Raw genomic sequence first — 17,265 nt, 5'->3', positions numbered from 1 at the left:
AGAGTTTGGATCGAGTAGCCAAGAACACACGCTTGTGATTGATCCGTTAACGCCACTCGGCGTTGAGCACGATATGCAATGACCGAAACCGACTGGCTACAAATCGGTGATTGATCCGTTAACGCCACTCGGCGTTGAGCACGCATTTTTACGAAGCGGTAGCTCAGTGGTAGAGCGTGATTGATCCGTTAACGCCACTCGGCGTTGAGCACAGACACTGCCGTCTGTCTGCTTGTACCGAACGGGCAGGGTGATTGATCCGTTAACGCCACTCGGCGTTGAGCACAAGTATTACGTCGGTGAGAACGCCGTCCGAAACGCAGAGTGATTGATCCGTTAACGCCACTCGGCGTTGAGCACATCGTCAGCTGCATTTCAAAGGTCAGCGTTTCGAGCAAGTGATTGATCCGTTAACGCCACTCGGCGTTGAGCACCAAACATCAAAAGTAAATCACGCGAATTTCCTGCCGTGATTGATCCGTTAACGCCACTCGGCGTTGAGCACGACATCCAGCCGTGGATGGGCGACAACGCACTGCCAGTGATTGATCCGTTAACGCCACTCGGCGTTGAGCACTCAACAAGTCACCGCAAACGTTGGTTCATCCAGGTGATTGATCCGTTAACGCCACTCGGCGTTGAGCACGATTGACGACGCCTATTTTTTGACGGCAACAGAAGTGATTGATCCGTTAACGCCACTCGGCGTTGAGCACATTTTCACCGATTGGCGGCAACTCCCCACGATCACGTGATTGATCCGTTAACGCCACTCGGCGTTGAGCACTCTTTGCGATCAGCGAAACGCGGCTCCGTTGTGTGTGATTGATCCGTTAACGCCACTCGGCGTTGAGCACTTAACGAGAAATCACAAAGCGTTTGACGAGCAACGCGGTGATTGATCCGTTAACGCCACTCGGCGTTGAGCACAAAAAGATCGCCGAGATCATGAAGTCGCAGGCCAAGTGATTGATCCGTTAACGCCACTCGGCGTTGAGCACAATATCCCAGCCCATATCTATTTCGACGTTTGGTGTGATTGATCCGTTAACGCCACTCGGCGTTGAGCACGATTTAACGGTTGAATACCTTTACCACACCGGCGTGATTGATCCGTTAACGCCACTCGGCGTTGAGCACTCGTTCCACCGACGCCGCTATAACTTCCGGCACTGTGATTGATCCGTTAACGCCACTCGGCGTTGAGCACTGCCGACAAAGTTTGATACGCGACTCAAAGGACTGCCAGAGGAGGTGATTGATCCGTTAACGCCACTCGGCGTTGAGCACGACGATCGTGGCAACGTCTATATCACGTACAGCAATGTGATTGATCCGTTAACGCCACTCGGCGTTGAGCACAATCCCACCTAGCCACCCCGCCACCCGTTTCAGTGATTGATCCGTTAACGCCACTCGGCGTTGAGCACTAATACCGAAACACGCCCGTTGTCGTCGTGGCGACGAGTGATTGATCCGTTAACGCCACTCGGCGTTGAGCACGTCAACACCGATCGCGCCGATCGAGCGGAAATGAATGTGATTGATCCGTTAACGCCACTCGGCGTTGAGCACTGCTTGTGGGGTTGCCGACAAATTGGTCGCAAGCGTGTGATTGATCCGTTAACGCCACTCGGCGTTGGAGCACGACGATCGTGGAAACGCCTGCAAAATTTTAGACCATCCACTTTCCGACGTGTTGTTACCAACACACCGCGATTCTTCGTACCCATCAAACGTCCCCGGCGACTGCTGTCGCAGTCAACACTCGAATTTAGAAATAGGAGTTCGCATGAAGATGCCTTTGCAGAACCGGGTCTCTCCCACCAGTGACATTGTCGCCGTGGCAGATCGCGGCATGTTCATGGGCAACCGCGGCTGTTTACATGATGATCAAAAACGATTGACTCGTTCGGTGTGCAGTGTAAAACGGTGGATCATCTGCCAGTTGCAGTTCAAGGACCGCCGTCGTTCGTTGATGACTCCCAATCAGTATACGGAACTGTTCTTTCTGGATGAAGCGACTGCCTTGGCCGCAGGTCATCGACCGTGCGCCGAATGCCGCCGACAAGCCTACAACGATTTCAAGAAAGCTTGGCTCATCGGAAATCCTCAGTACGAGCTAGGCAGCCGATGTTCGATTGACCGAATCGACGCATTGCTTCAGCAAGATAGATGGGAGCAGGGCAGCGGACAGAAGACTTTCCAAACCGAGCTACAAAGTCTTCCCGGTGGAGTAATTGTTAGCCTTCCAAACGAAACTTCGCCATGCCTTTGGCTCGAACGAAGCCTGTTTCGTTGGTCAGCAGGTGGCTACTTTCGACTCGGATCAACAAAACATGGTCAAAATGTGAAAGTTCACACGCCGAAAAGTACAGTCGAAGCGATCCGAGCAGGTTTCACCCCCATCATCCATCCTTCAAAAGATGCATCGAAATAGTCGGGGCAAAACCGAGAGGTCTTTGGTGTGATTATTGTTTAGACGTCTTCGCAGACGTCGTTGATCTCAACACCACGTGCTCATGATTGGGGGAGACGATTTGGTGGGCGGATCCGGGGGAATGAAGACGGGTTCGGCAGGCAAGAGCCTGGGGAACGAGTTTTTTTAGGACGCTTCGCTGTGGGTGTCGGGTTCGATGTGGACGTGGACGTCGCGGACTCGCGGCATTTCGATCAACAACATGTCTTTCACGTCGTGGCCGATTCGGTGGCCTTCTTGGACCGACATCTCGCCAGGGACTTGCACGTGGATCTCGACGAAAAATTCGAGTCCACTTTTGCGAATCCGTAACTTCTCGACATACGACACACCCGCGACCGCTTCGGCGACGGCGCGAGCTCGCGTGACAGTCGCCTCGTCCGCTTGTTGATCCATCATCTCGCGTGCCGTGCTGGTGAAAATTCGAATCCCAGTGATCACTAACATCGCACAAACACACAGTGCGGCGATCGGGTCGATGTACGGCCCCCAGGCACCGACATACGGCGACACCAATAACGAAATCGCAACCGCGGCCGATCCCAATGCGTCGCTGCGATGATCCCACGCGGTCGCTCGCAGCGCTGATGAATCGAGCCGCTGGGCAACGCGGGCGGTGAACCGATACGTCACCTCTTTGACCAACGCACAGACCGCTGCGATCCAACCAGCCAACACGGCGGGAACTCGCAGCTCGCCGCCGAATCGCTTTGCGGTTTCTATCGCCAACAATCCTGCACTAAATGCGACAAGCAAAGCGACACACAAACCGGCGATCGATTCGGCTTTGGTATGACCATAGGGATGATCGTCGTCCTCTTCCCGCTGGGCGACACTGAGTGCTCCGCGGACGGCCAGAGCACTGGCGACATCTCCGATCGAATTGACCGCGTCGGCAATCAGCGCGGCGGAGCCGGTCACGATCCCGCCCGACATCTTTGCGATGACCAAGACGACATTGACGCCCAATCCCCATACCGCCGCGCGGCCCGCGTCGACGTAAACGCGTTGACGCACCGCAATGGTCGCTTCGTCTCGAGGTGGGGTGATCGACAAGGGCGAGAACTCAGAGGTGGGGACGTTTGACGCTTTCGATGAACGTCCATTATCAAGCTTATCGTACCGCTAATCGATCCCAATTGAACCAGGGCAATTTCCGGATTCATCCCCCCACGGAGGCGAACCGTAACCTAGGTTTTCCCAACGCGTGTCCGCATTTACGTAATTTGCCTGCCTCAACCGTTGCCTGCGAAAACGAATCCATGAGCCATCGTCCCTCTCCGACCGCAAAACCGGAACAAACCGGATTGTCGACCCTTTGGTTTGCCGCGACCACACTGCTTGGCGCGTTTTTGGTTTTCCAAGTCCAACCGGTGATCAGTAAGTGTGTATTGCCGTGGTTTGGTGGCACGCCCGCGGTCTGGACCACTTGCATGCTGTTTTTCCAGCTGCTGTTGTTTGCAGGCTATTTGTATGCGCACGTTCTTAAAAGTTATTGTAAACCCGCGATTCAAGGCGCGATCCATTTGTCGCTGCTGAGCGCGGCCGCATTAAGCTTGCCGATTGAACCGTCCGATGTCTGGAAACCAAGCGGTGCGGAATCACCAACACTCTATTTGCTTTGGATGTTGTTGTGTCACGTCGGGCTGCCCTATTTTGTGCTCTCCAGTACCGGACCGCTGATCCAAGCATGGCTTAGCTACCAAGATTCGAGTGACAAAATCTATCGGCTCTACGCACTTTCGAACGCCGGGTCGCTGTTAGCACTGCTGAGCTATCCCTTTGCGGTCGAACCGTTTTTATCGGTATCACATCAATCGATAGTGTGGTCACTGATGTTTTGTGGTTTCGTCTTGATTCAAAGCGTGGTTGCGATTCGGTTGTTCCGCGTCGTCGATCGCAGCGAGAAGCAACCGACGGAATCCACACGCGTTTCCAACAGCTCCACATCCATCCCCTGGCAACACCGAATGGCGTGGGTCATGCTGCCCGCGTTTGCATCAACGCTGCTGCTTGTTGTGACAAATCACGTCTGCCAAGACGTCGCGGTGATCCCGTTTCTGTGGGTGCTACCACTGAGTTTGTATCTGCTCAGCTTTATCATCTGCTTTGATTCGCCACAGTGGTACAAACCAAAATGGATTGCGTTAGTCAGTATCTTGGCGATCGCAGCGCTCCGAAACAAATATTTGCTGCCCTTCTCGTTTCAACTGCTCACCGAAGCCAGTTGTTACATGGTGCTGCTATTGGGCGTGTGTTTGTTATGTCATGGCGAGGTCGCTCGCGTGAAGCCGGCGCCACAGTGGTTGACCCAGTACTATGCGTTACTTTCCGCAGGCGGTGCGATCGGCGGTTTGATTGTCGCGGTAGTTTGTCCGTTGTTATTCAACAATTTCACCGAACTGCCGTTGGCGTTGTCGCTTGCTTCGGCGTTAGCCGTCGTGATCTTTTTCGCCAGTCGAGGTTGGCAGCTGGCCGACTACGACTGGAACGCCGCGCGGAGAGTCAAGATTGTGGTGATGGTGGTGATGGCGTTGCCGATCATTGATTTGTCGATGAAAGGCCACGCCTCGGCAATCGCTTCGGACCGCAACTTTTTTGGAGTACTGCGAGTGCATCGCGACGAGGAAGGGACGCATTTGGTCCATGGCCGCACCATTCATGGCATGCAGCGACCGGGGGACGCGGCGTCAGAACCGACCGCCTATTACTATTACGACAGCGGTGTTGGCCGCGTGATCTCGGTACTGCAAGAACGTTCGCCGTCGATCAAAACCAGCGTGATCGGTCTGGGCTGCGGCGTGCTCGCCAGCTACGGCCGAGCGGAGGACGAGTTCGACATGATCGAAATCAATCCTGCGATCCAGCGAATCGCTAGCGAACATTTTACCTTCATGAGTGATTGTCCGTCGACAATTCGGCATCATCTCGGGGATGGCCGGTTGGTGATGGAACGGATGCAGGACCATCGTTTCGACCTGATCGTGCTGGATGCCTTCAGCAGTGATGCGATTCCCGCGCACCTTTTGACCACCGAAGCATTTGACCTTTATCGCACCCGGTTGGCGTCCGAAGGGGTATTTGCCGTGCATGTGTCTAACAACCATCTCGATCTGGTTCCGTTGGTCCACCGGTTGGCGAAGCACGCATCGCTGGAGAGCCGAGTCGTTTACGGAATCGGTGACGATGCGATCAGCGTACGAAATTCCAGCTGGGTCATTTTGGCGGACGCGGACAATCCGATCTGGGATCACCCGGCGATGGATACGGCTCAACCAGCGAGTGCAGAGCAACTTCGCGACGCGCCGTTGTGGACCGATCAGCACCACAATTTGGTCAGCGTACTGAATTTGTGGTAAGCAACTTGAGGGTTTGAAAAAAAAATTCTCGATCTTTTCTGGATTGGCTCAAGAAGTCGGAAAAACCGGTATTGCCCGTTGTTTCACGAGTTTGCTAACTTCCGCAGCGTCCCTGGGATTCAATTTGTGCACCGCACGGTGATCAAATTGATTGAAGTTGTCGCGGTCGATGGACGATGAAACAAATGTTTCCGCCCGATTCGCGCTGACGAAAGTCTCTTTTCGCTACGACGGATTGCATCCTGGGACAAGGATAGCGGCGCTGACGACCGAAGCGGAAACGGTCAAAATCAAGTGATCTCAAGGAAGATTTTGCTGGATAGGCCCGGTCAATTCACGCGCTTTCGCATCCATCGAACTAACCCACGGCGACTCATCACTGAGTTACGGGTGGTTTGATGGGAGTCACCAGTCCCAAACGGGAGCAATCAGATTATGCAAATTTTTGGCCCTTTTCGTATGTCCGCCTCGCAAAACGCAGGTGGGGCACAACGAACCCAATCCCCGACCCCCAATCTAGCGACGCCGAAGAAATCCGCAGCTCCTGTGGATCAACTCGACATCAGCAGTGCGGCATCGGGCGTCAACCGACTTGAGGGTGCGATCGCCGGTGGCGGAGAGATCCGCATCGACCGTGTGGCCGACCTTCGTCGCCAAATTGCCAGCGGCAATTACGACACACCTGAGAAGATGGACGCCGCTTTGGAGCGGATGTTAGACCAGTTCGCATAGTGCAGTGACACTCGCACGAGCGATCCCGAATCGGTTTTCCCCGATTCGGCGTGGTCAAAGTCGAAAATATGCGGTAAGACAGTGTTAGGGCATTCAAACAGCTCGCAGAATTGGTGTACTCTTTGAAGAGGACCACCGCGAGCTGTTTCCTCTGTTGGGACGGCGAAATTCGCCCCGCAATGCACCGACGCTACCGCCAATACTTGTCAACGTGTCAGACTCATCATCTCCTTCGCTTCAGCCGATTGACGTTTCGCTAACCCCTCAAGAGCGTTTTGAGGAGTATTTGCAAACGCGTGGGCTTCGACAAACCAGCCAACGGAAAACGTTGGTGGATCAAGTCTTTAGCCATCACGACCATTTTGATGCCGACGAACTGATTGACCGCTTGCCTCGCAAAGGGGCCAAGAACTATGTCAGCAGCGCGACGGTCTATCGTACGCTGCGTGAATTTGTCGACGCCGGGCTGCTGAAAAGCTTCCAGCTCGAGGGACGCACGGTCTACGAACACGATTACGGTTACCCTCAGCACGACCATCTGTACTGCACACGTTGTCGCGAGCTGTTCGAGTTCCAGAGCGAACCACTCACCAAGCTGCTGGAAGAAATCGGCGTCGAGCATGGATTCCGCATCTCGGGTCACCGCATGATCATCCACGGCGTGTGCCGCGAATGCAGCAAGAACCGCCGCAAAAAGCGAAAGCAAGACCTGGTCTAGTCCAGAGTGGCTTTTCGTGGCAGTGCGGCGCGGCGCCAACGCCGCCTTCTTTGGTAACGCTCGCGGCGCGAGCCTGAACGACTAAGTCTTTGCGGTTGACATTCGGTAATAGGGGTGAGTTTTTCATCCGCCCTATTGCCGTTACCAGCGACGAAGCAGACTGCTGATTTAGTTGGCCGCTTTGGCGCTAGCCACGGTTTCGTCGCCTGCTAACCGGGGCTAGCGCCCAAACGGCTAACGTAACAACGTTGATGACCGTGTAGCGATCAACGATTTAGTCGTCGCTGGGATCGCATTCGCGGAGCTGTTTCAAAATGGCGCCGAAGACCATTTCGTTGGCATCAAAGTCGCGACTCTCGGCTTGGATCTGGATCACAAACCGCTGTCCAGCGATCCGGGTCACGATGGTCCGCAGCATGATCAGCAGATCGAGATAGTAGAATTTCAGATCGACCGCCAAGCCGTTGTCAAAAAAGGAATCGATGGGCAGGATCTCTGATTCGACCTCGTTGTATTCGACGATGATGGCATCGCGGATCTCGTCGACAAGCTGCTCGTCCAGATTCTGACTCTGGTCACGGACGATTGAACAGAATCCACCGCTGGGCAGCTGCAGGGTCGCACTGTTGCCCCCTTCTTCCTCGTCAACCACGGATGTCCAGTTATCGGGATACAGGAAACGAAGTCCGAATTCGTCAAAAGTTGCTGGCATTTTCTCGTTTTGAATTTGCGTAGTGGACGGAGAAGATCGACGATGCCGAACCCCGCCGTGGAAGGGACGTTGGTCAGGAAAAGGACATTGCCAAGAAGAGCTGCGGAAGTGGCCCCGATCAGCGATCTTTACATTGCTTTTAACAGGGAAATCTTGCTAAAAGGAGCAAAGAACGTTCTTTTCCCAACGCGATCGCCCTGAAATGAAATCGAATTTCGCCCTCATGATACTGATGATAGCGGTGTTGGCGTTAGCCGGCTGCCGCTCGATTCGGCGGATCGGTGAAAGTCGACAATCGATTGCGGCTCGGCGGTTGTCGGGCCAGGGTTTTAAGGCCATGCACAACAACCAGTGGGATGTCGCCGAAACGCTCTTCAGCGACGCCTTGGATGTTTCTCGTGCCGATGACCGTGCCCATTGGGGACTCGCGGAATCGCTTTGGCAACGAGGCGAACATGACGCGGCGATTGAGCACATGGAACAAGCGGTCCGGCTTAGCGCCAGCGACCCCAAACGAGTCCAGCGACTTGGCCGCATGTACTTGGAAGTGGGACGCGACCAAGAGGCTCAGCAGCAAAGTCTTGCTGCACTGGCAACGGCTCGCACCTCGGCGGACGTGTGGGCGCTGCGAGGCGATTGTTTGCTCGCGGCAGGCCAACTGCCCGACGCACTGGCTGCGTATCATCGTGCGTTGGCACTGCAACCCGATTTCCCCGAAGTCCAACTGCAGGCGGCAGAAATTTACCACCAAGACCATCGCTATGGACGCCTGCTAGCGACGCTTGATCGGTTGCAAGACGGAATGGGAACCGATGCGACACCGGCTCGCGCCGATGTGCTGCAAGGGATTGCGATGCGACAACTTGGACGCAGCGACGAGGCTCAAAAGTGTTTCGTGCGTGCGACCGAGAAAGATCCCAGCGACTCGACCGCGCGTCTAGAACTCGCCACGCTGCTGTTGGATCAAGGCAACGTCGAAGCCGCCAAAGAATCGCTCGCGATGGCCCTGAAACTGAACCCCACCCTCGTAGGCCCCAACGCACTAGGCGGCGAGGCGAACTGGGCGAACGAAGTCAAAAAACAACAAGAGCGGCTGGCCAACGAAGAACATGGAATCAACACGCCCGCGAGTCTGCGATAACGCAATTGCGGTTGCGAATCACTCCGTCGCAACCGGTTTCCGCGACGTGTTATGTCGATGGTACCGGTTATTCCACTCGGCACCGTGTGTCTTCGTTCACTGAAAACGAGAAACCTCCGCGAAAAGAGACGCGAACACCGCGTCCTGCTATTTTGCAAGGTAGGCTTTTAACGGATTACCATGCTCATCTAGTTAAGAGTGAACTGATGCAACAACCCAATGTGCCTACAAACTATCTGTCAGCGGTAACTCCGGAAAACTTTTCGGTGTCGAGCCAACCCGCGTCCACTCACGATGCTTTTGTCGATCGTCGAGCCAAAGACGCATCCAAGCCACGAGGAGAGCGTCGTCAATTCGGCAGCTCGCACAGCGGACTCTCCGAAGAGGGACGTCAACTCGCGGTTGCCATCGACCAGTACAAATTGGAACATCACCGCCGTTACATCACCTGTGACGAGATGTTGATGGTGATCGGAACGCTCGGTTATTCCAAGTGACCGAGCGCCGTCAAAACTACTTGATCAGCGGCTGCAGCAATTGCCGGCGAGTGACCACCGATCGCATATCACCGTGATCATCGAATAACACTGCCACATCACTTGCGGCATCATACAGTCGCAACAAAATCCGCAGATGTCGATCGGTGGTTCGTCCACGAATGACCGGTTTGATATCGACTCGTGGATTGGCGACACACAAATCGGCGTAACGCAAAAACCCGATAATCCGTCCGCCTCGCTGGACCAGCACGATGGGATGGTTGCGGCGGCGAGCTTGTTGTTTCGCTTCGGAAACATTGACCGGAGCTTGCACGATCGCCAATCGTTGCGGCGGCACTCCGAACGACACGGCAGGCTGATTGCCGACTTCGAACAAGTTTTGTGCCAACACACGCTGGCCGGCCGCAAGGATACCGGCTTCGTGACCGTCTCGTAAAACTTGATCCAATTCACCGCGAGCCATGGTCAATCGCACGCGAAACGGGGTCTCGCCGGTCAGCAATCGCAGCGCGTTACCAAGCAATCCCAACAGGATCGTGACCGGGGCAAACAGCAGGGTGGCCACCAGCAGGGCAGGGCGGGTCGCTCGCAGCAACCGATAGGGGGCGTGAAAGAACAAGTACTTCGGCAACAGTTCGCCGAGTACAAATACGACAGGCGTCATCAGCACCGGACCGATCAGCTCGGCACTGGTATCGACACCAAACAAAATCAGTGCTGCCATCACGATCGCAAGACTGACCAGATAGTTGGCGATATTGTTACCGACCAACATCGTCGCGACAAAGATCGCAGGATGATTCAACAGCCACACGACGCCTCGCGCCATACGTGAACCACTGAGCCCATCGAGCACCAAACGGGTTCGTGATACGCGGTACAGCCCCGTTTCGCTACCACTAAAAAACGCGCTCAGCAGCAGCCCCACCGCAAAGATCAAGATCGCGATAATCATGATGTTGTCTCCGGCGAATCGAGACGCTCATCCACCACGCGAACATCGATCCAGACGGCATCGTCCTTTTCTTCGACGACTTCGAGCGTGTAGCGATCTAGCGGAGCACGATCACCGACTCGCGGCAGCCGTTCGTTATGCCGCTGGATCAACCCTGCCACCGTGGTCACTCCCTCTTCGACCGTTTCGATCCCCAATCGCTTGGCGAGCGCACGCGCGCTGGCGGATCCGTGGACCCGGTAGTGATTTTCTTCGAGCATTTGGATGGTCGCTTCGCCAATCGTATCCATCTCGTGCGTGTGCCGCGAAGCAAAAACGTATTGCAGGATATCGTCAATCGTGACCGCCCCAATCACTTCGCCAAACTCGTTCACAACCACAGCCACACTGCGGTCGTCGTCGTTGAGTTGGTCGAGCACTTGGGACACTCGCGCCGACCAGGGGACATAGATCACCGGTTCCATCGCATTGGCGAGGTCATCGATCTGGCTGGGCCGCAACAACCGGACGCTGATGGCGGCGTTGATTGATTGTCCATCGGTATCGGTGATCAAGACGTAACCGTTTAGCGGTTGATCTTGGCTGAGAATCTGATGCACTTCGTCAACGGTATACAACTGCAATTTGCTCCGCAGCCGCATCAGTTCCGCAACGCGAATTTCCGCCATTTCGACGAGCCCCGACAGCACGATTCGCTCGCGTTGCAGCAGCGCCGCATCGTCGGTCCCCAATTCAATGGCTCGTTCAATATCGGCAAGATCGATTTCAGGCTCGGGGCGAAACGACGGCCAAATCAAACGGCTAACGGCAAGGTTGGTGGTTTTGACCAGCGGCAACACCGGCCCAACGATTTTGACCGCGATGTTCAGCGGCGGAGCGACAAGCAAACACAACCGCGCCGGAGCGAGCACCGCAATACTTTTGGGCAACATCTCGCTAAAGAAGATGATCATCATCAAACTTCCGGCGGTGAACCCGACCGCTAGCGACGAACCGCCCGCCGGATCGTCTTGCAACTTGGTACCAACGATCGACGCGATCGCAAAGTACGTCATGTTGATCAACAGATTCCAAAACAAGATGGCAGACAGCAAGCGATCCGAATCATCCAACATGGATGCGGCCATTCGTCCTGTCACGCCGCGGCGTTTCAGTCGCAAACGCTCGCGATGAGGCAACGAAAAAAAGGCGGCTTCGCTGCCGCTAAAGAGTGCGCTTAGCAGGATCAACACTCCCATCACCAGCAGCCATCCCCAAGCCGCTAACAGGGAACTCAAGCGGAATCTCCACCGGCGCCGCGATCGCGGTCAAGCGACACATCAAACTCGCTCAATGCAGGAATCATCATCGCGGCGGTTGTAAATCCGTAACCGACGACCAACGAAAACACGACAAACAGATGGTCGGTTTGCAACAAGAACTGAGTGATCGCGTAAAACGTGATCAAGGGCAACAAGAAGGAAGCGGCAAAGATGGCCGACGACGGGTTCCGCCACCCAAGGGAAGCGAAAAGCGCCGCTCCACCTCCGAGAATCATCACCAAGAAGGGGGCCAATTGAAGCTGGAATGCGCCACGGAAACTGACCATGATCGTCATGCAAATCGCAATACCAACACAAAGAAAAAAGACCGTCCCAAGACTCGCCAGCGTGGCGGTCCGTCCGGCCACATAGTTCAGGGCCGAGTGGATGCCCAACATCGAAACAAACACATACAACGTGATCGCACCGACAAAGATATACGTCGCATTCTCGACCGTCATGACGCCGTTGGCCGCCAAATAAACGACCAACGCAAGCGGCAGCAGGATCATTTCTTTAGCAACATAAAGCACCCCCAGCAATTTGCCAAACACAAATTCACTCGGCGAAAGATCGGTCACCAACAACAAGTCCAGAGCCAATCCATCACGCTCCCCCGTAACGGCATTGACCGCCAACGCGTTCACCAACACCAAACTAATCACGCCCAATGCCGCCAATGGCAACGTCGCCGCCGGCAGAGCGCGACCGATTCGGCCAGCGGGTTCCATCGCCACTCCGCTTTCAATTTGAAAATAAAGGGCGCCGGTAACCAACAAGAACAATGCAACAAAGGCGACTCGGATCACCACCACTTTGCGGCCGTAAGCCCAGGTCATGATCTCGCGCCACAAAATTGGATTCTTCCACACCTGACGCGCCTGACGCACTTTCCAGGTTGCTGGTTCAGAATACTCGCGTAGTTCTTCGGACGTTTCCGGTTCAGGTGCTTTCAAGCGAACGTCACGCGACGGGTTCCAAATTCGAACCTTCATCACGCCAAACAACAATGTCGCGATCGACATACAGACCGACACGCCGACAAAGTAGGTGATCCCGATCGCCGTCTCGCTCGACAGGCTGGCTAATGGCGAGGCGGCGGCCAGCAGAGCTCGAGGCGGACTCAGCGCCAACGCGATGGTCTCGGGAACCCCGCCGATGACCGCAACCATCTCGGCGATTGCCATGTACATCAGTAACAACAACACCGTCAGCGCGATCGCTTGAAACGTTTTCTCTCGCCACAACCCCACGACGGTACCGACCGAACCGGCAAACACAATGGTTGCGGCGGTGACCACAAATACGCTTAGCACTTGTGCGGGCGAGACGCCACCAAGCAGTGGCAGCACCAAAAACAGAGGCAAGGCACAAACCAGCATCGAGAGCGGACCGAGCAGACTGGCCGTCAATTTGCCTACCACGACCTCAAAACCACTCAGCCGCGTCATCAATAGCAGTATCAGGGTACGGCGATCTTTTTCCTGTGCGACACTACTGGCGGCTCCGACCGCCGCCAAACTGCTGAGCACCAAAAATTGCAATGGCGACAACAAGGCGAACATCCAACCGCCAAAACGAGCCGAATCGGAAGTCGTCAACAGCGATCGCGAGCCGTCGAGCACCAAATAACCCGTGCATAGCAGCAAAAACAGCACCAGCACGTAGACGCCTCGACTGAGGTAAGTCTTGGGCCGTTTCGGGACGACCAACGCTTCGCGATTAAATACGGGTCCGAGCATGCTGATGTTACGTGGCGGTGATTGAGGAAAAAGACGATTGTCTACAGGTTAACAAACCCATCGTGGCGATACAGCCACCATCGATTCGTCTCTGGCCGCCATTGGCGGGCGTTTTGGAGGCCCTTTTTGCGAGAGATGCCCCCCGAGGCCGCTGTTAAAAATGGAACACCAATCCTAGGGGAATCCCCCACCGGGCTGAGTATGTGATGAATGATCAATCTAATCGGCAAATCCAGCCTCTTCGACCATCTATCGCACAAAATCAGCACGACCCTACGGAAGCCCCCCGTACTACGCGCCACAGCGCACTATGGTTTTGATAACAGAGCACAAGTTTCGAAGAATGTATTAAAAGCGAATGGCTGGCTTTTAATGAACGTGCTTGGGGCAAGCCAGCAACGCGATGCAATACAGACAAGAACTTACCATCATGATCAAGCCATCCTACAAACGTGCGGTCGTCGAATTTTTACGCGAAGAAGACGGCCCAACGGCCGTCGAGTACGCGGTGATGCTGGCGTTGATTCTCGCCGTTTGCATCAGCTCGGTCTCGTTCTTGGCCACCAAGACCCAAGAGAGTTTCGTGACGTCGGGCAATGCGATTGACGGTGCGTTCGGCAGCTAGTGCTAACAACGGACAATTCTGCGGACAAAATGTGATGGACCTGAAACGATTTTCGTCGAATTCGACTCGCAAACATGTGATTGCCGATCCGCATGTCCAAGGGGCCATTTTACGCCGCGTGGCACTCTACGCGTTTGCCGCGGTCCTGTACTACAGCGTCGTCTTCTGCTGTACTGTTTTCCTGTCCGATCGCGAGGGCACCACAAACCAACGGATGATCGAGTGTCTTGATGACGCGATTACCTGGATCCCAGGTCTGTTTGTCATTTTGCCGATTGCAGCCTACGACCTGCTGGCCACCACGAACCGATTTGCCGGTCCGATCTGTCGACTGCGAGGCGAATTGCAACGCTTGATCGCGGGTGAGAGCCCACGTCCCTTGAACTTTCGTGAACATGATCACTGGAGCGATATCGCGGAATTGTTCAATGAAGTCCGCGCGGAACTGCTGGTACTGCGAGAAGAATCGCAGAACCCAACAGGCCCACGCAAAACAGCGGATTCGTCCAAAGAAGTCGTTGACGTTCTTCTGTAGTCGGATGATCGACTAAGCCCTTTTCGTTAATCGCCAGCGAAATAAGCTCGTTCCTAGGCTGCTGACCAACGCCGAGATGTGTCAATTTTGGCGTCCTTTTTCATTTTGGTTCGTCAATCACGGCTTCTGTAATCGTCGCATGCCTCCCGATATGGCATACTCTTAGGCGACATCCTGACCGAATCAACGCGAAAGTGGACAAGACAGCATGGAGTTGCTCGAAAAATCTTTCAGCGAGGATCGATGCATCCTGGACCTTGAAGCATCGAGCCTTGATGAGGCGCTGGGTAAGATCTGCCATGAACTTGCTCGCCGCGGAACGATCGCCACCGAGCAACGAGATCCCATTCTCTCATTGCTGTTGCAGCGAGAGCACACCGCGGCCACGGCGATTGGACAGGCTGTTGCGGTACCGCATGCCTATAGCGAAATCTTAACCGAACCGCTGGTTGTTTTTGCCCGCTTGCGGCACCCGATCAATGCGGGAGCGCTGGACGGTGTCGGGGTTTCGTACATCTTCTTGCTAGTCGGTCCTGACCAAGCCGCGCGGCGTCATATCGACACGCTGGCCGCGATTGCTCGTTTTATGAGCGATTCGGAGGCGCGTTACGAACTTCGCCATGCCAAGGACGCGGCAGGGCTAACCGAAGCGTTCCAGCATTTTCAGACTCGGATTGCTCCAACCGCACCGGTAGCGGAAGTCGACGTTCACAAGGGGTTGCGTTGGACGGGTCGCGTTGCGGGCGGATTGATCGACGATTTTCGCCACCGACTGCCATACTACTTTTCCGATTTTCGCGATGGGGTGCATGGCAAAAGCATCGCTTCGATCATGTTTTTGTTCTTTGCCTGTTTGGCCCCGACCGTCACGTTTGGCGGGATCATGGGCGTGGCGACCGGCGGACAAATCGGAGCAGTCGAGACGATTTTAGCAGCCTCGATCGGCGGAGTCTTGTATGCGTTGTTTTCGGGTCAACCCCTCATCATCATCGGGACCACCGGCCCGTTGTTGGTGTTCATCACGACGCTTTACACTTTATGCGTACAACTCGAAATCCCTTTTTTACCGACGTACGCTTGCGTCAGTCTGTGGGCCGGCGGTTTGACGATCCTGTTAGCGGTTACCGACGCAAGCGCGTTGATGCGATTCTTTACGCGTTTCACCGACGAAATCTTTGCGGCATTGATCTCGGTGATCTATATCTACGAAGCCCTCTCGTCGCTGGCCCGCGAATCCCAAGACATCAACGATGTCGCCAACCCGTCGCATGCGTTGCTGACGCTGCTGCTAGCACTTGGAACCCTGTACTTGGCAATGAACCTGCAAGCGTTCCGCCGCAGTCGTTTTTTATTGCCGTGGATGCGTGAACTGCTGGGCGACTTTGGCCCCACGATTGCATTGGTCGCAATGAGTGCGGTCGCGTTTTGGCTGAGCAATGTGGAACTGGCAAAACTCGATATCCCCAATGAATTTGCCCCCTCGCTTCATGGCGGACGATCATGGTTCGTCAATCCAATGGATGCGCCACAATGGGTATGGCTTGCCTCCGCAATCCCGGGACTACTGGGTGCCGTGCTGATCTTCCTGGACCAAAACATCACCGCTCGCTTGGTCAACAGCCCGGATCATCGACTGCAGAAAGGGCCCGCGTATCACTGGGACCTCGGCGTGATCGGCGTGCTGACCGGTGTCTTCAGCCTGTTTGGACTTCCATGGTTGGTTGCGGCCACCGTGCGATCGCTGAATCACATTCGCAGCTTGGCGGATGTCGAAGAGGTGGTGACGCGAAGCGGCGAGCGACGCGACCGGGTCATTCACGTCCGCGAAACACGCTTGACCGGTTTACTCATTCATCTGGGTATCGGCGGGTCGCTGATCGCATTGGCGTTATTAAAGATGGTTCCGATGGCGGTACTGTACGGCGTCTTCCTGTTCATGGGGCTGGTATCGATGAAGGGAAATCAGTTCCTCGAGCGGCTAACGCTGCTGCCTATGGAAAGCAGTCTGTACCCCCAAGCACACTACATGCGACGTGTCCCTAAACGGGTCGTGCATCTTTACACCCTGTTGCAACTCGCCTGCTTGGCGGTCCTATGGGTCATCAAAAGCAGTGCGATCGCGATTGTCTTTCCGCTGTTCATCACGCTGTTGGTACCGATCCGTATTCTGGCAAATCGCTTTTTCAAGAAAGAGCATCTTGCGGCGCTCGATGCGGCGGAAACGCCAAACGAATCCGCCAGCAGCCTGCCTGGCTAGTGTAGAATAGGCTTCTAGCCTGTCGTCGGTTCCTGTCATCCGGCAAGGTCTGCACCTGATGACAGGCTGGAAGCCCAGGGCTGTAAGGGTATCGCTGTGGCTTGATTGTCGTGTATTACCGTGTTTTACACTACACGGAGGTTCGCGGTGTCATCTAAAGTCTTTGATCGGTTTGTTAACAAGGCTCCATTTGCTGTCATGACAAGAGT

General features: G+C 55.0%; 14 protein-coding genes and 1 CRISPR repeat array (1 of these 15 only partly in view). Of the genes, 9 read left to right on the top strand and 5 right to left on the bottom strand.

All coding sequences use genetic code 11. The features are described from left to right. A CRISPR array of direct repeats spans positions 1 to 1,647; the repeat unit is 36 nt; unit sequence GTGATTGATCCGTTAACGCCACTCGGCGTTGAGCAC (it extends 539 nt beyond the left edge of the window). Positions 1,648 to 1,792: 145 nt separating this feature from the next. After that, complete coding sequence (locus ABD971_RS15265; RefSeq protein WP_345323452.1) at positions 1,793 to 2,440, top strand: hypothetical protein; 648 nt, start codon at positions 1,793 to 1,795, stop codon at positions 2,438 to 2,440. 165 nt (positions 2,441 to 2,605) lie between these two features. Here ABD971_RS15265 and ABD971_RS15260 read toward each other — a convergent pair whose 3' ends face one another. Further along, positions 2,606 to 3,535 (bottom strand): cation diffusion facilitator family transporter, encoded by a 930-nt coding sequence (locus tag ABD971_RS15260; RefSeq protein ID WP_345323450.1) that lies wholly within the window; start codon positions 3,533 to 3,535, stop codon positions 2,606 to 2,608. A 206-nt stretch (positions 3,536 to 3,741) separates the two neighbouring features. Here ABD971_RS15260 and ABD971_RS15255 point away from each other — a divergent pair, with 206 nt between their 5' ends. The 3 genes from ABD971_RS15255 (at position 3,742) to ABD971_RS15245 (ending at position 7,288) form a co-directional block, all read left to right on the top strand. Next, positions 3,742 to 5,838, top strand: coding sequence for a spermidine synthase (locus ABD971_RS15255; protein WP_345323448.1), 2,097 nt, complete (start codon positions 3,742 to 3,744; stop codon positions 5,836 to 5,838). Between the two features lie 459 nt (positions 5,839 to 6,297). After that, positions 6,298 to 6,570: a flagellar biosynthesis anti-sigma factor FlgM gene (locus tag ABD971_RS15250; protein ID WP_339936815.1), complete on the top strand. Its 273-nt coding sequence runs from the start codon at positions 6,298 to 6,300 to the stop codon at positions 6,568 to 6,570. 211 nt (positions 6,571 to 6,781) lie between these two features. Continuing rightward, positions 6,782 to 7,288, top strand: a complete 507-nt coding sequence (locus ABD971_RS15245) for a Fur family transcriptional regulator (RefSeq protein WP_339936813.1) — start codon at positions 6,782 to 6,784, stop codon at positions 7,286 to 7,288. A 274-nt stretch (positions 7,289 to 7,562) separates the two neighbouring features. Here the strand turns inward: ABD971_RS15245 and ABD971_RS15240 are convergent, their stop codons facing one another. After that, a complete protein-coding gene (locus ABD971_RS15240; protein ID WP_339936811.1) occupies positions 7,563 to 8,000 on the bottom strand; it encodes a hypothetical protein in 438 nt (145 codons plus the stop codon). A 223-nt stretch (positions 8,001 to 8,223) separates the two neighbouring features. Between ABD971_RS15240 and ABD971_RS15235 the strand changes: the two genes are divergently transcribed. Continuing rightward, on the top strand, positions 8,224 to 9,141 hold the full coding sequence (locus ABD971_RS15235; RefSeq protein ID WP_345323444.1) for a tetratricopeptide repeat protein: 918 nt from the start codon (positions 8,224 to 8,226) through the stop codon (positions 9,139 to 9,141). A gap of 206 nt (positions 9,142 to 9,347) precedes the next feature. After that, positions 9,348 to 9,638: a hypothetical protein gene (locus tag ABD971_RS15230; protein WP_345323442.1), complete on the top strand. Its 291-nt coding sequence runs from the start codon at positions 9,348 to 9,350 to the stop codon at positions 9,636 to 9,638. Between the two features lie 16 nt (positions 9,639 to 9,654). On the opposite strand, the gene ABD971_RS15225 is transcribed toward ABD971_RS15230, so the two are convergent. The 3 genes from ABD971_RS15225 to ABD971_RS15215 are packed head-to-tail and all read right to left on the bottom strand — an operon-like array spanning position 9,655 to position 13,639. Then, positions 9,655 to 10,596, bottom strand: a complete 942-nt coding sequence (locus tag ABD971_RS15225; RefSeq protein WP_345323440.1) for a CNNM domain-containing protein — start codon at positions 10,594 to 10,596, stop codon at positions 9,655 to 9,657. Continuing rightward, positions 10,593 to 11,873, bottom strand: a complete 1,281-nt coding sequence (locus ABD971_RS15220) for a CNNM domain-containing protein (protein ID WP_345323438.1) — start codon at positions 11,871 to 11,873, stop codon at positions 10,593 to 10,595. The genes ABD971_RS15225 and ABD971_RS15220 overlap by 4 nt, the downstream gene beginning before the upstream one ends. Continuing rightward, positions 11,870 to 13,639, bottom strand: a complete 1,770-nt coding sequence (locus tag ABD971_RS15215; protein WP_345323436.1) for a hypothetical protein — start codon at positions 13,637 to 13,639, stop codon at positions 11,870 to 11,872. Before ABD971_RS15215 ends, ABD971_RS15220 begins: the two co-directional genes overlap by 4 nt. A 430-nt stretch (positions 13,640 to 14,069) precedes the next feature. Between ABD971_RS15215 and ABD971_RS15210 the strand changes: the two genes are divergently transcribed. From ABD971_RS15210 to ABD971_RS15200, 3 genes are all read left to right on the top strand, one after another. Further along, positions 14,070 to 14,264, top strand: coding sequence for a Flp family type IVb pilin (locus tag ABD971_RS15210; protein WP_339936798.1), 195 nt, complete (start codon positions 14,070 to 14,072; stop codon positions 14,262 to 14,264). Positions 14,265 to 14,298: 34 nt separating this feature from the next. After that, positions 14,299 to 14,799, top strand: coding sequence for a hypothetical protein (locus ABD971_RS15205; protein WP_339936796.1), 501 nt, complete (start codon positions 14,299 to 14,301; stop codon positions 14,797 to 14,799). Between the two features lie 208 nt (positions 14,800 to 15,007). Continuing rightward, the gene (locus ABD971_RS15200) at positions 15,008 to 17,056 is read left to right on the top strand and encodes a PTS sugar transporter subunit IIA (RefSeq protein ID WP_345323432.1); all 2,049 of its coding nucleotides are present in this window, start codon (positions 15,008 to 15,010) and stop codon (positions 17,054 to 17,056) included. The last annotated feature ends 209 nt before the right edge of the window (positions 17,057 to 17,265 follow it).

Origin of the sequence: Novipirellula rosea (assembly GCF_039541335.1) — a bacterium.
GTDB lineage: Bacteria > Planctomycetota > Planctomycetia > Pirellulales > Pirellulaceae > Novipirellula > Novipirellula rosea.
The sequence above is the reverse complement of the archived record's forward strand: the minus strand, read 5'-3'. Positions and strand labels throughout refer to the sequence as shown.

Coding starts and splice junctions, on each gene's coding strand:
- ABD971_RS15265 (WP_345323452.1), top strand. CDS start 1,793: ATGAAGATGCCTTTGCAGAACCGGGTCTCTCCCACCAGTGACATTGTC.
- ABD971_RS15225 (WP_345323440.1), bottom strand. CDS start 10,596: ATGATTATCGCGATCTTGATCTTTGCGGTGGGGCTGCTGCTGAGCGCG.
- ABD971_RS15205 (WP_339936796.1), top strand. CDS start 14,299: ATGGACCTGAAACGATTTTCGTCGAATTCGACTCGCAAACATGTGATT.
- ABD971_RS15215 (WP_345323436.1), bottom strand. CDS start 13,639: ATGCTCGGACCCGTATTTAATCGCGAAGCGTTGGTCGTCCCGAAACGG.
- ABD971_RS15255 (WP_345323448.1), top strand. CDS start 3,742: ATGAGCCATCGTCCCTCTCCGACCGCAAAACCGGAACAAACCGGATTG.
- ABD971_RS15240 (WP_339936811.1), bottom strand. CDS start 8,000: ATGCCAGCAACTTTTGACGAATTCGGACTTCGTTTCCTGTATCCCGAT.
- ABD971_RS15200 (WP_345323432.1), top strand. CDS start 15,008: ATGGAGTTGCTCGAAAAATCTTTCAGCGAGGATCGATGCATCCTGGAC.
- ABD971_RS15235 (WP_345323444.1), top strand. CDS start 8,224: ATGATACTGATGATAGCGGTGTTGGCGTTAGCCGGCTGCCGCTCGATT.
- ABD971_RS15250 (WP_339936815.1), top strand. CDS start 6,298: ATGTCCGCCTCGCAAAACGCAGGTGGGGCACAACGAACCCAATCCCCG.
- ABD971_RS15210 (WP_339936798.1), top strand. CDS start 14,070: ATGATCAAGCCATCCTACAAACGTGCGGTCGTCGAATTTTTACGCGAA.
- ABD971_RS15230 (WP_345323442.1), top strand. CDS start 9,348: ATGCAACAACCCAATGTGCCTACAAACTATCTGTCAGCGGTAACTCCG.